Source organism: Devosia sp. LjRoot16, from assembly GCF_964252795.1.
Taxonomy (GTDB): domain Bacteria; phylum Pseudomonadota; class Alphaproteobacteria; order Rhizobiales; family Devosiaceae; genus Devosia_A.
This window is the reverse complement of record NZ_CAXUPH020000009.1, coordinates 1-12,597: the sequence shown is the minus strand read 5'-3', so window position 1 is coordinate 12,597 and position 12,597 is coordinate 1. Positions and strand designations below refer to the sequence as shown.

Here is a 12,597-nt window from a genome sequence, read left to right as displayed (position 1 = left end):
CCCACGCACTGACGGTTGGCGGTGCCCCACGCATTGATAGTGAGCGGATGGGGCAGGGCCCGTGTCTGCGGCACCCCCCTCCCACCGGCCTGTCGGCCGGTCCCCTCGCGGTGAGGGCTCTTCGCCCTCATCCGCCCTCCCCCGTAAGCGGGAGAGGGCGCCCCGACTGCACGTTCCAGGCACCCCGACATCGCGTTCCCACTCGACTCCATTGACTCCACCAAACCCGATTGATAAAGCGTTTAAGCAGAGTGATGAAACCTTTCACCAGTGGCGATGCGCGATACCAAAGTGACGATAAGGGATGTCGCGGAAGCTGCGGGGGTCAGCATCGCAGCGGTGTCGAACGCGCTGAACGGCACCGGACGTTTGTCGGAACAGACGCGCCTGGCGATCCAGGAAGTGGCGCTGCGGCTGAAGTTCCGGCCCAACCTGATGGCGCAGGCGCTGATCAAGAAGCGCACCCTGACCATCGGGCTCCTCACCGACGATACCTATGGTCGATTCAGCTTCCCGGTCATGGCGGGCATCACCGATGCGCTGGTCGATCATGGCGTGTCGGTGCTGCTGGCCGCGGTCGACGAAGACCCCGAGCGGGCGCGGCTGCATGTCAACGCGCTGCTCGAGCGGCGGGTCGATGGGCTGATCGTTTCCGGCCGTCGCGCCGACCGGCATATCCCGCTCGACCTCTCTGATGCCGATGTGCCCGTGGTCTATGCGCTGACCGCCAGCCCAAGCGGCTCGCCGACCATCACGGTCGATGACCAGGATGGGGCGCGCATGGGCGCCGACTGGCTGCTAAAGACCGGTCGCCGCGACATCGTGCATGTCACCGGCCCCGAAAGCCACCTTGCCGCCCGGTCGCGCGCCGCGGGCTATCGCGAGGCCATCGGCAAGCCGGGGCGGGTCATGCATGGGCAGTGGGCCGAGCGCTGGGGGCGACAGGCGGTGGCCGAGCTCTGGTCGGGCGCCAGCCCGCCGCCGGACGGCATTACCTGCGGCAGCGACCAGATTGCCCGCGGCGTCATCGACGAGTTGCGCGAGCGCGGCATCAAGGTGCCGGAGCAGGTCGGCGTGGTCGGGTTCGATAACTGGCAGATCGTCGCCGATGCGACGCTGCCGCCGCTCACCACCATCGACATGAACCTCAGGATGCTCGGCCAGCAGGCCGGCCTGATGGTGCTGGCGATGTCGCGCGGCGAGCTCGACACCGCCGCCGAGCACAAAATTCCCTGCACCCTGGTCGTCCGCCAATCCTGCGGCGGCGGCAAGCGCGTGGAGGGCACGGAGGCCTAGTCAATTTGGCCCCGAGCTGCACATCCGGCACCCCCGGCAACGCGATGCAGCCTCGGCCACAACAGATCGCCCGCTTCATGCTGAAGGGGTGAAGATGGAGGAGAAACATGAAACTTGCTCGCAACATCCTTGCGGTCAGCCTGGCCGGGCTCGTGCTCGGCACCAGCCTGCCGGTCTTCGCGCAGACGACTTTGACCATGTGGTCGCGCCAGGGCAGCGCCCTGCCGGCGCTGGTCGAGGCGTTCAATGCCGGCCACGAAACCAAGGTCGACCTGCAGCTCGTGCCGTCCGACCAGATGGTGCAGAAATATGCGACGTCCGCCGCCGGCGGCTCGGCGCCCGATATTATCGGGCTCGACCTGATCTACACGCCGGCCTTCGCGGCGGCCGGCCAGCTGGAAGATCTGACCAGCTTTGCCAAGGGACTGCCCTATTACGACCAGCTGTCCAAGGCCCATATCGAGGCCGGCAGCTATGACGGCAAGACCTATGGCATGCCGCTGCTCGCCGAGGGCTCGGTGCTACTGTGGAACAAGAAGCTGTTCGAGCAGGCCGGGCTCGATCCGAATGCGCCGCTGACCAACTGGGCCGAGATCGAGGCGGCTGCCGCCAAGGTCGATGCGCTGGGTGGCGAAATCAACGGCTTCTATTTCGCCGGCGCCTGCGGCGGCTGTAACGCCTTCACCTTCCTGCCGTTGGTCTGGGCCTCGGGTGGCGACATCTTTGCCGAAGGCGGCAAGAAGGCGACGCTCGATACGCCGCAGATGCACGATGCCATCAACTTCTACCGCACCATGGTCGAAAAGGGTTACGTGCCCGATGGCGCCGAAACCGACAATGGCAGCAACTGGCTCTCGACCTTTGCGGCCGGCAATGTCGGCATTTCGCAGTCCGGCGCCTTCTCCATCGGCACTTTGACCAAGGAATATCCCGAGGTCGATTTCGGCATCACCTTCATCCCCGGCAAGGACGGCAATCGCTCCTCGTTCGGCGGTGGCGACAATTTCGCCGTGTCGGCTGGACATGCCGACAAGCTGCCGGCGATCCAGGAATTCGTCGATTTCCTCTATTCGGTGGAAGGCCAGACCATTCTCGCCAGCGGCGGCAGCCTGCCGACCCGTGCCGATGTCGCCGCCGAAGCGCTGAAGGATCAGGATCCGCGCTACGCCATTGCCGCCGAGGCGATGTCGATCGGCCGCACGCCGTCGACGCCGGTCTATAACGACCTGATCAACAGCCCGACCGGCCCCTGGGCCCAGATGCTGACCGAAGCCTTCTTCGGCGCGGATCCTGATGGCGCCATCGCCACCGCCCAGGAGACGATGCAGTCGATCATCGACAACTACGGCAAGTAAGCCCGACCGGCATGGCTCTCGCGCCATGCCCTGTCCGGAGCCCCTTCCTCCCCCGGGGCTCCGGACACCCTTTGCCCGCCCTTTCTCAGCAAGTTCGATGACAGCAATGGCCACTGAGACCCTCACCACCGCCACCAGCCGACGCCCAACTCGACGTCCGAGCCGGCGACCGGGCCGCCGGCAGCTTGTCGGACTGCTCTTTGTCGCCCCGGCGCTGCTGCTGGTTGTCGCCTTCTTCGTCATCCCCCTGGGGATGACCGCCTGGATGTCGCTGCACAACTGGCCGTTGCTCGGCAAATCGAGCTTCATCGGGCTCGGCAATTACGAGGCGCTGCTGGCGGACGGGCGCTTCTGGAGCGCCATGCGCTTCACGCTCTATTACACCGTCGTCGTCACCGTCGTGATCTTTGCCGTGGCCTTCCCGCTGGCGCTGTTCGTCGAACGGCAGCGACCGCTGGCCGGGTTCTATCGCACCATCTATTTCCTGCCGGTGGTGGTGGGTTTCGGTTCGGCGAGCCTGCTCTGGGCCTGGCTGATGAATGTCGATGCGGGCCTCTTCGGTCCCGCCTTGCAGCAACTGGGCCTCACCCAGAAGCGCATCAACATCCTTTCCAGCTTCGATGCGACGTTCTGGTCGGTCATCGCCATGGTGGTGTGGAAGACCTCCGGCTTCACCATGATCATCCTGATGACCGGCTTGCAGGGCATCCCGACGGATCTGCGCGAAGCGGCTCGCATCGATGGCGCGTCGCGCCCGCAGCTCTTCACCCGCATTACCCTGCCGCTGATGCGCCGCACCATCGCCCTGGCGCTGATCCTTTCGGTGGCAGGCTCGATGCTGGCCTTCGACCAGTTCTACATCATCGCCCAGGGCGGCCCGCGCAACACGACGCTCACGGCGGTCTACTGGATCTTCAACTCGTCGTTCGTCTCCTTCCGCATGGGCTACGGCGCGGCGCTCTCCATGGTGCTGCTGGTGATCCTTTTAGCGATCAGTGTCGTCCAACTGCGGATCCTCCGCACGCATGAGGGGATCTGAGCCATGTCAGCCCGCCAGGCCACCCGCCGCCGCAAGGCGCTTCTCAACGGCATCGCCCGCCATGGTTTCGGCATGGGCGTTGCCTTGCTGTTCCTCGCTCCCTTGGCCTGGAGCATCCTCGTCAGCTTCAAGCGGCCGAGCGAGGCGCGAAAGCCGCCCATCCCACCCTGGCCGGTCGATGGCGCCACGCTCGACAACTATGCGGTGCTCAACGATTTCGGCGCCGGGATCTGGGCCCATGCCGGCAACAGCCTGACGGTGGCGCTGGGCACGGTGATCATCTCGGTGATCGTCAGCCTCCTCGCCGGCTATGGCTTCTCGCGCTTCAAGTTCCCGTTCAAGAACACCCTGTTCGTCCTGATCATCATGTCGATCATGGTGCCGTTCCAGTCGATCCTGACGCCGCTGTTCCTGATCCTCTCGGCGCTGAAGCTGCAGAACTCGCTGTTCGGGCTGATCCTCGTCTACGTGACGCTGCAGCTGCCGTTCTCGGTGTTCATGATGCGCAACGCCTTCGATGCGGTGCCGCGCGAGATCGAGGAGGCGGCGCGGGTCGATGGGGCCTCGGTCTGGCTGGTGCTGGTCAAGGTCATGCTGCCGCTGGTGTTTCCGGGGGTAGTCACCGTCGCGATCTTTGCCTTCCTCAACTCGTGGAACGAGTTCCTCGCCGCGCTGATCTTCATGACCGACCAGGACCAGTACACCCTGCCGATCCTGATGACGGCCGTCGCCTCGGGCCAGTTCGGCACCATCAACTGGGGCGCCATCCAGTCCGGCGTCACCGTGATGATGCTGCCCTGCCTCGCGCTCTTCCTCCTCCTCCAACGCTACTACGTCCGTGGCCTCACCGCGGGCGCCGTCAAATGATCCGGGAACCTCAGATGACTGCCATTTCCGCCGAGCCGCCCGTCCAAGCCCCTTTGGCCTTCCGCCCGCTGCGCATCCCGCAGGTTGCGGTCAACGGGTTCTGGGGCCAGCACATCGACGCCGTGGCCAACAAGACCGTCGACATCCTCTATGAGCGGTGCCTCGCCGCCGGCATGTTCGACCAGATCGACCCGAGCCGGCCGGTGCCCGAGATGCGCCTGCCGTTCCGCCGGAACCAGTATGGCGTGCTCGACACCATCACGGCCCAGATGTTCTGGGATTCGGACGTCGCCAAGGTGATCGAGGCCGCCGCCTACGCGCTCTATCGCCGCCCCAATCCGGCGCTCGAAGCGAAGATGGACGGGATCATCGAGATGTTCGCGGGCCTCCAGCTCGAGGATGGCTACCTCAACTCCTGGTACATCCGCATGCAGCCGGGCCAGCGCTGGACGAACCTGCGCGATTGTCACGAGCTCTACTGTGCCGGCCACCTGATGGAGGCGGCGGTCGCCTATCACCAGGCGACCGGCAAGCGGAAGCTGCTCGACGCCATGATGCGCTATGCCGACCATATCGGGCGCACCTTCGGCACCGGTCCGGGCCAGAAGCCCGGCTATTGCGGCCATGAAGAGATCGAGCTGGCGCTGGTCCGGCTGGCGCGCGAGACCGGCGAGCGGCGCTATCTCGAACTCGCCAAATACTTCGTCGAGCAGCGCGGGCAACAGCCGCATTATTTCGACGTCGAGGCAGAGGCGCGTGGCGAGAACGCGAGGGGATCCTGGCCGGCCTCGCTCCACGCCGATTTCCGCTACACCCAGTCGCACCTGCCAGTGCGCGAGCAGCAGAAGGTGGTCGGGCACGCAGTGCGGGCCATGTATCTCTATTCGGGCATGGCCGATATCGCCGCCGAGTATGGCGACAGCTCGCTCACCGACGCGCTCGAAATCCTCTGGAACGATCTGACGGCCAAGCAGATGTACGTCACCGGCGGCATCGGCCCATCGGCCTCCAATGAGGGGTTCACCGACTATTACGATCTGCCCAACGATACCGCCTATGCCGAGACCTGCGCCTCGGTGGGCCTGGTGTTCTGGGCCAGCCGGATGCTGGGCAGCGCGCCCGACCGCCGCTACGCCGATGTGCTGGAACAGGCCCTCTACAATGGCGCGCTGACCGGGCTGTCGCGCGATGGGTCGCGGTTCTTCTACGACAATCCGCTCGAAAGCCACGGCCAGCATCACCGCTGGGATTGGCACAAATGCCCGTGCTGCCCGCCCAATATCGCGCGGCTGGTGGCCTCGATCGGTACCTATATCTACGGCGTCTCGGACACCGGTGTCGCGGTGCATCTCTATGCCGACAGTGTTGCCAAGCTTGAGGTCGCGGGCGCCGACCTGACCCTGACGCAGAGCACCGATTACCCGTGGGACGGCGCCGTTCGCCTCACCGTCGGTCTCGCGCAGCCGACCCGCTTTACCCTGTCGCTGCGCATCCCGTCCTGGTGCAAGGATGCCAAGGTGGCGATCGGCGGGCAGAGCGTGCCGGTCGAGACCGGCAACTCGGGCTACCTCAAGCTCGAGCGCGAGTGGCGCGATGGCGATGTCGTCGAGATGGCGCTGCCGATGGAGGCGCGCCCGGTGCGGGCCCACCCGAAGGTCCGGCAGGATACCGGCCGGGTCGCAGTGGCCCGCGGTCCCTTGGTCTACTGCCTCGAAGAGGCGGACAACGGCGCCGAGCTCAATTCGCTGCTGCTGCCGCGCAGCCTTGGCGGCATGGCCACCGCGCCGATCACCGAGTTCGGCGGCGCGGTCAGCCTGTCGCTGCCGGCCCTGCGCGAGGATGATGGCGCCTGGTCGGCAGAGCTCTACCGCTCGGATGTGCCGGGGCTGAGCGACACCACAGCGCGCTTCGTGCCCTATTACCTGTGGGACAACCGGGCCCCGGGCGAAATGCTGGTCTGGGTGAGGTCCGCGACATGAGCATGCAGTCGGAAGCCCTGGTTAAGGCCGATATCGAGCTGCGCCATGTGCAGAAGAGCTTTGGCTCGGTCGATGTCATCCATGGCCTCGATCTCACCATCAATGGCGGTGAGTTCGTGGTGTTCGTCGGCCCGTCCGGCTGCGGCAAATCCACCTTGCTGCGGATGATCGCCGGGCTCGAGGAGGTCACCGATGGCGACATCCTGATCGGTGGCCGCGATGTCACCGACTCCGATCCGGCGCGGCGCGGCATCGCCATGGTGTTCCAGTCCTACGCGCTCTATCCGCATATGAGCGTCAAGGATAACCTCGCTTTCGGGCTGAAGATCGCCCACACGCCGCCCGCCGAGGTCGAAGCCCGGGTCGGCGCGGCCGCCGAGATCCTCAAGATCAATCACCTGCTCGAACGCCGCCCCGGCCAGCTGTCGGGCGGGCAGCGCCAGCGCGTCGCCATCGGCCGCGCCATTGTCCGCAAGCCGCTGGCGTTCCTGTTCGACGAGCCGCTGTCCAATCTCGATGCGGAGCTCCGCGTCTCGATGCGCATCGAGCTGGCGCGGCTTCATCGCGAGCTCGGCAACACCATGGTCTATGTCACCCACGACCAGATCGAGGCGATGACGCTGGCCGACAAGATCGTGGTGCTGCGCGATGGCCGGATCGAACAGGTCGGCACCCCGCGACAAGTCTACGAAGACCCCGACAACATGTTCGTCGCCGGTTTCATCGGCTCGCCACGGATGAACTTCCTTGCGGCGCGCTTGCGCGACAGGCGCACTGTCGAAGTCGCCGGCGCCAGCCTGGCGCTCGCGGCCGAACTCGGCGCGGCTCCCGGCGCCATCCAGTTCGGCATCCGGCCCGAGCACCTCCACCCCGGCGCCGACCGCCCGGGCGCCATCGCGGCGCGGGTCGATTTCTCCGAGTATCTGGGCAACACGCGTTACCTCTACTGCGTCACCGGCAGCGGCGAGACCGTTGTTGCTGAGCAGCGCGATGGCGACGACTTCGAGCCCGGCCAGCCGGTCTGGCTCGGCTGCGAGCCGACCCAGATGCGGCTCTTTGCCAAGGCCGGCGAACGGCTGCGCTAGCCCCAACTTTTCAGGACCCTCCCATATGACCGCCAGTTCCCCCGTCGCCAACCGCGCGCCGCTGCTCGAGACGCCGTTCATCCCCTTGCCGCTTGGCAGCGTCAGGGCAGGGGGGTGGCTGGCCAACCAGCTGAAGCTGCAAGCCGAAGGGATGACCGGCCATGCCGAAACGATCCTGCCATCGCTGGGGCCGGACAGTGCCTGGCGCGGCGGCACGGGCGAAGACTGGGAGAAGGGGCCGTATTATCTCCGCGGGCTGATCAGCCTCGCCTTCCTCCACGACGATGCCGACCTCAAACAGAAGGTCCAAGCGTGGGTGGATGCGCTGCTCGACGGGCAGCAGCCGAACGGCCAGATCGGCCCCGCCTCCAATCTCGACTGGTGGCCGCGCATGGTGATCTGCTGGGCGCTGCGCGACTATCACGAAGCGACCGGCGACGCGCGCATCATTCCCGCCTTGCTGCGCTATGCCCGCTATCTCGGCGATACCGTGGCCGGCCAGCCGCTGCACAACTGGGCCCGCGCCCGGGTGGCCGATCAGATCGACACACTGTTCTGGCTCTACAACCGCACCGGCGAGAGTTTTCTGCTCGAGATCGCCGACGCCCTGCCGGCGCAGGGTAATGGCTGGCTGGAGTTCTTCAATACGCTGGAAGTGAAGGAGACCGACTTCGCGCCCAGCCACGCCGTCAACGTCTCGCAGGCGATGAAATATCCGGTGGTGCTCTACCAGCGCAGCGGCGAGGCGAGCCATCGCGACGCCTTCGGCATCGGCTACGAGAAGCTCCGCGAAGAGCACGGCCTCGCCTTCGGCATGTGGAGCGGCACCGAGGCGCTGGTCGGCCATTCCGACACGCAGGGCGTCGAGCTCTGCTCGATGGCCGAGCAGATCCTCAGCAACGCCATGGCGCTCAAGGTGCTGGCCGACCCGGCGATCGGAGACGAACAGGAGCGGATCGCCTTCAACCTCCTCGCGGCGGCCACCACCAAGGATTTCAAGCAGCACCAATATTACTCGCTGCCCAATATGCCGGTGGCGCGCACCAACCCGCGCGGGCTGATGCCGTTCCGCGACGACCATGGCGACGACCTGCTGGTCAGCCCGCATTCGGGCTTTCATTGCTGCTGCTACAACCTGCACATGGGCTGGCCCAAATATGTGCAATACGCCTGGATGGCGACGGCCGAAGGCGGCCTTGCTGCCGTCGCCCATGGTCCGACGACGGTCTCGACCGAGATCGATGGCGTTGCGGTCAGCATCACGCAGCAGACCGACTACCCGTTCGAAGACACCACCCGCTTCAACGTCGAAACCGCCCGCCCCGTGTCGTTCCCGCTGCTGCTGCGGATCCCGCACTGGAGCAAGGCCACCCGGGCCGAGCTCAACGGCCAGCCGATCGACGCGGTGGTTGCCGGCAGTTTTCTCCGGATCGAGCGGCAGTGGCAGGGCGGTGACACCGTCACCTTGAGCTTCGACGCGCCGGTCAGCCTTGCAACCGGCCATAGCGGCAGCGTCAGCGTCTGGCGCGGCCCGCTGGTGTTTTCGCTCCGCATCGCCGAACAGCGCACCATCCTCAACCCGCTGCCCGACGGCTTCGACGAGATGGAGTTCTCGGCGCAATCGCCGTGGAACTACGGGCTCGACCGCGATGCCAATGGCGGCGCGATCGACCTCTCGATCGAGCGCTCGCCAATGCCGATCAATCCCTGGCTGCCCGAGACCTCGCCGCTCAGCCTGACGCTGGCCGGCATCCCGCTACCGCAATGGACGCTGGCGCGCGACGACCACATCGCCGACGAAACGCCACTGAGCCCGATCCGCGACACCACGCCAAACCAACCGATCCGCCTGGTGCCCTGCGGCGCCCAAACCCTCCGCATCACCGCCTTCCCATGGCGCGGCGGCGCGGGGTGAGGGAACGCCGCTCCGATCACCCACAATGCAGCGCATCAGGCTCAGCGGGCCCTGACACTGTCCCGCAGCACGATGGTGCAGGGCACCTCGAAGCGGTGCTGGTTGGAGCGGTGTTCGCCCAGCACAATGTCGGTGATGAGGTGGGCGGCGCGGCGGCCGAGTTCGGCGGTGTCCTGCTGCACCGTCGAGAGCGACGGGGTCATGAACGGGCCGACGGCGGCGCCGTCGAAGCCGATCACCGAGACATCGCCTGGCACCGCGAGGCCGGCATCGAGCACGGTCTTGATGAAACCGATGGCGGTATCGTCGTTGGCGCAGATCACCGCGGTGGGGCGGTCGGCGGGGTCGAGCCCGAGGAACTCGTGGCCGGCGGCGATGCCGCCCGAAAAGTTGAAATCGCCCTGGCTGAGGGTCAGCGCGCTCTCGGGCAGGCCGCTGGCCTCGAGCGCGTCGCGCACGCCGCGCAGCCGCTCGATCTCGTGGTAGTTGTCGAGCCGCCCGCGCACATAGAGGAAGCGCCGGTGGCCGAGCCCCACCAGTTGCGTTGCGGCATTGCCGATGGCCTCGTGGTCGTTGCTGACGACGCTGGGGATGTTCTTGCCGCTCAAATCAAAGTGCAGCGAAACCATCGGCAGGCCGAGGTCGCCGAGGCTGCGCCCGGCGACTTCGGGGATGTTGGTCGCCATCAGCAACACGCCCGACACCGTGCCGCCCAGCGCCACGGTGAGGATATGCTCGTCGGTATCGGCCTCGCGCGAGACGTTGGCGATGAGCAGCGAAAAGCCGCGCTCGCTGAGCCCGCTGCCGGTGGCCCGCAGCACTTCGGTGACGGTCTGCGAGGCGCCGGTATAGAGCTCCTCGGGGAGGACGATCATGATGGTCCGGGCGGTACCGATCCGGAGGTTCCGAGCCGTCTGGTTGCCACCGGTATAGCCGAGCTTTTTCGCCGCGGCCTCGACCTTGAGCCGGGTCGGCTCGGCGATGCGACCCGGCATAGTCAGGGCGCGGCTCACCGTCGATGTCGCGACGCCGGCTTCCCGCGCGACATCGGCAATCGAAGGTCCCGCCGTCCGAATCTCCGTCCGCTTCGCCATCGCTTGAGCCGGTTCTCCATGGGCGGGATTGTGACGTAACAGCAGAGGGTTGTGAGCGTCTAGGGGTGGGTGGGGGCACCGGCCGTGCCGCAATCCTCCCCCGCGGGGCGGGGGAGGATGAAGGAGAGTCCTGCGGCTCCCCCTAACCCCGCAACTCCCCCGCCAGCTGCCGGCACGCCCGGATCGTCATCGCCATGATGGTCAGCGTGGTGCCCGAGACGCCGCCGCCGGGGAAGGCGCTGGCGTCGGTGACCAGCAGGTTGGGCACGTCCCAACTGCGGTTGTAGCGGTCGAGCACCGAATCCGCCTGCGCCGCGCCAATGCGCGCGCCGCCCGCTTCGTGGATGGCGGCGCCCATCACCATGGTCTGTTTGAACAGGGTGCGGAAGGCCAGCCGGCTCAGCGGGTCGGCATCGGGGTAGGCGCCGCGGCCCATTTCCCTGAGGCCCAAAGGCGAGCCGATGTACTCGAGCTCGCCGCCGGCGCCCTCGACGGTTTCGACCAGGGCGGCGAGTTCGCGCTCCAGCGTCTGCTTGTCCTCGGGGCCGATCTTGCAACGGATATGGGCGATCGGCATGCCCCAGGCGTCCTTGCGACGCGGGTTAAGGGTGACGCGGTTATCCGGGTCGGGCGCCATCACGCCATAGCCGAAAAAGCTGAGCCGGGCCGGGCGGTCGGGCGCAGTGCGGCTGCGGCCGATCGAGCCCTGGTAGGCGAAATCAGTGCTGGCCGTGCCGTCCGCGCCGACGAAGCGGGGCAGGTAGACGCCGCCCGAGGGGCCGTAGAACGGATCTGATGGAGCCGTGTCGGCGGTCGACCAACCCGTGGCGGCGGGGAAGGTGCCGGCGGCGACGGAGGGCAGCTGATCGACGAAATACCGCCCGAGCGTTCCGGAGCTGTTGGCGAGGCCGAGGGGGTGCCGGTCGGAGGCGGAGTTGAGCAGCAGCCTGATGCTCTCGACCGGCGAGGCGCAGAGCACCACGGCGCGGGCGCTGAGCACCTGGACCTTGCCGGTTACCGTATCGATCGCCTCGACACCGGTGGCACGGCTGCCGGTCGCGTCGGTCAGCACTTTTCGGGCGATGGTGTTGTAGCGGATGTCGAGCCGGCCCGAGGCGATGGCTTCGCGCAACGGGCGCAGCACGCGGGTCGGTTCGGGGCCGATATAGCGCCAGGTCACCACCTTGCGCTCGGGCCATTGCGCTTCGACGGCGGCCTTGAACTGCTGCTCGGGTCCGGTCAGTTCGGCGCGATGCGCATAGAGGCTGTCGGGCAGGGTGGGGACGTTGTCGGGCTGGCCATAGAGTTCGAGCGCGCGCTCGACTTCCTCGTAATACGGGGCGAGCTCGGCATAATCGATCGGCCAGTCGACGCCCCGGCCGGTGCGGCTTCGGACTTTGAAATCATCATCGGTCCAGCGCAGCAGCACCCGCCCGAAAGTGTGCGTCCGGCCGCCGGCCTGGCGGGCCCGTATCCAGACGAAGGGCGCGTCCTTCGGCGTCGAGTAGGGGTGCTTGATGTCGTTGACGAACAGATGCCGCATCCGGCCATCGAAGAACGCGGCGCGCGCCTGCACGCCCTGGCCGCTCAGCGTCGCCTTGGCCCGCTGCCAGAGGTTAATATCGGTCTGGCGCGGGCGGTCGGCGGCATCGAAATCGGCCGGCCCGATCTCGGGGCCCGCTTCGAGCTGCAACACCTTCAGCCCCTGCGCCGTGAGTTCCTGCGCCGCGAAGATCCCGGAAGCGCCGGAACCGACAATCAGCGCGTCGTAGGTGGCATCAGCCATGGTGAGAATTGCTCCGTTTGAAAAAGGTTGGGTCACCGGCGGTGCAGTCGTGATCCTCCCCCGCGGGGCGGGGGAGGGGGACCAGCGAAGCTGGTGGAGGGGGCGGCAAGAGTCTCGGCTTTGGCCCCCCCCCCCCCCCCCCCCCCCCCCCGCGCCCCCCCCCCCCCCCCCCCCCCGCCGG

The 12,597-nt window shown here is 66.9% G+C and carries 9 protein-coding genes; 7 read left to right on the top strand and 2 right to left on the bottom strand.

Going from position 1 to position 12,597, the window contains the following annotated elements; all coding sequences use genetic code 11:
- The first annotated feature begins 276 nt into the window (after positions 1 to 276).
- The 7 genes from ACSQ23_RS28385 (at position 277) to ACSQ23_RS28355 (ending at position 9,536) form a co-directional block, all read left to right on the top strand.
- Complete coding sequence (locus tag ACSQ23_RS28385; RefSeq protein ID WP_436092705.1) at positions 277 to 1,296, top strand: LacI family DNA-binding transcriptional regulator; 1,020 nt, start codon at positions 277 to 279, stop codon at positions 1,294 to 1,296.
- Between the two features lie 107 nt (positions 1,297 to 1,403).
- Entirely contained in the window at positions 1,404 to 2,651 is a 1,248-nt protein-coding gene (locus tag ACSQ23_RS28380; protein WP_055877416.1) for an ABC transporter substrate-binding protein, read from the top strand.
- Between the two features lie 106 nt (positions 2,652 to 2,757).
- Positions 2,758 to 3,690 carry a carbohydrate ABC transporter permease gene (locus tag ACSQ23_RS28375; protein ID WP_055877418.1) on the top strand — a complete coding sequence of 311 codons (933 nt, stop codon included), beginning with the start codon at positions 2,758 to 2,760 and terminating at the stop codon, positions 3,688 to 3,690.
- A 3-nt stretch (positions 3,691 to 3,693) separates the two neighbouring features.
- Positions 3,694 to 4,557 (top strand): carbohydrate ABC transporter permease, encoded by an 864-nt coding sequence (locus ACSQ23_RS28370; protein ID WP_436092704.1) that lies wholly within the window; start codon positions 3,694 to 3,696, stop codon positions 4,555 to 4,557.
- A 14-nt stretch (positions 4,558 to 4,571) separates the two neighbouring features.
- The gene (locus tag ACSQ23_RS28365; RefSeq protein WP_436092703.1) at positions 4,572 to 6,536 is read left to right on the top strand and encodes a glycoside hydrolase family 127 protein; all 1,965 of its coding nucleotides are present in this window, start codon (positions 4,572 to 4,574) and stop codon (positions 6,534 to 6,536) included.
- Positions 6,533 to 7,621 carry an ABC transporter ATP-binding protein gene (locus ACSQ23_RS28360; RefSeq protein ID WP_055877429.1) on the top strand — a complete coding sequence of 363 codons (1,089 nt, stop codon included), beginning with the start codon at positions 6,533 to 6,535 and terminating at the stop codon, positions 7,619 to 7,621. The genes ACSQ23_RS28365 and ACSQ23_RS28360 overlap by 4 nt, the downstream gene beginning before the upstream one ends.
- Positions 7,622 to 7,646: 25 nt before the next feature.
- A complete protein-coding gene (locus ACSQ23_RS28355; RefSeq protein ID WP_055877432.1) occupies positions 7,647 to 9,536 on the top strand; it encodes a beta-L-arabinofuranosidase domain-containing protein in 1,890 nt (629 codons plus the stop codon).
- A 41-nt stretch (positions 9,537 to 9,577) separates the two neighbouring features.
- On the opposite strand, the gene ACSQ23_RS28350 is transcribed toward ACSQ23_RS28355, so the two are convergent.
- On the bottom strand, positions 9,578 to 10,630 hold the full coding sequence (locus ACSQ23_RS28350; protein ID WP_055877436.1) for a LacI family DNA-binding transcriptional regulator: 1,053 nt from the start codon (positions 10,628 to 10,630) through the stop codon (positions 9,578 to 9,580).
- 142 nt (positions 10,631 to 10,772) lie between these two features.
- Positions 10,773 to 12,416, bottom strand: a complete 1,644-nt coding sequence (locus tag ACSQ23_RS28345) for a GMC oxidoreductase (protein ID WP_436092702.1) — start codon at positions 12,414 to 12,416, stop codon at positions 10,773 to 10,775.
- Positions 12,417 to 12,597: the final 181 nt, after the last annotated feature.

Coding starts and splice junctions, on each gene's coding strand:
- ACSQ23_RS28360 (WP_055877429.1), top strand. CDS start 6,533: ATGAGCATGCAGTCGGAAGCCCTGGTTAAGGCCGATATCGAGCTGCGC.
- ACSQ23_RS28380 (WP_055877416.1), top strand. CDS start 1,404: ATGAAACTTGCTCGCAACATCCTTGCGGTCAGCCTGGCCGGGCTCGTG.
- ACSQ23_RS28385 (WP_436092705.1), top strand. CDS start 277: ATGCGCGATACCAAAGTGACGATAAGGGATGTCGCGGAAGCTGCGGGG.
- ACSQ23_RS28375 (WP_055877418.1), top strand. CDS start 2,758: ATGGCCACTGAGACCCTCACCACCGCCACCAGCCGACGCCCAACTCGA.
- ACSQ23_RS28365 (WP_436092703.1), top strand. CDS start 4,572: ATGACTGCCATTTCCGCCGAGCCGCCCGTCCAAGCCCCTTTGGCCTTC.
- ACSQ23_RS28345 (WP_436092702.1), bottom strand. CDS start 12,416: ATGGCTGATGCCACCTACGACGCGCTGATTGTCGGTTCCGGCGCTTCC.
- ACSQ23_RS28370 (WP_436092704.1), top strand. CDS start 3,694: ATGTCAGCCCGCCAGGCCACCCGCCGCCGCAAGGCGCTTCTCAACGGC.
- ACSQ23_RS28350 (WP_055877436.1), bottom strand. CDS start 10,630: ATGGCGAAGCGGACGGAGATTCGGACGGCGGGACCTTCGATTGCCGAT.
- ACSQ23_RS28355 (WP_055877432.1), top strand. CDS start 7,647: ATGACCGCCAGTTCCCCCGTCGCCAACCGCGCGCCGCTGCTCGAGACG.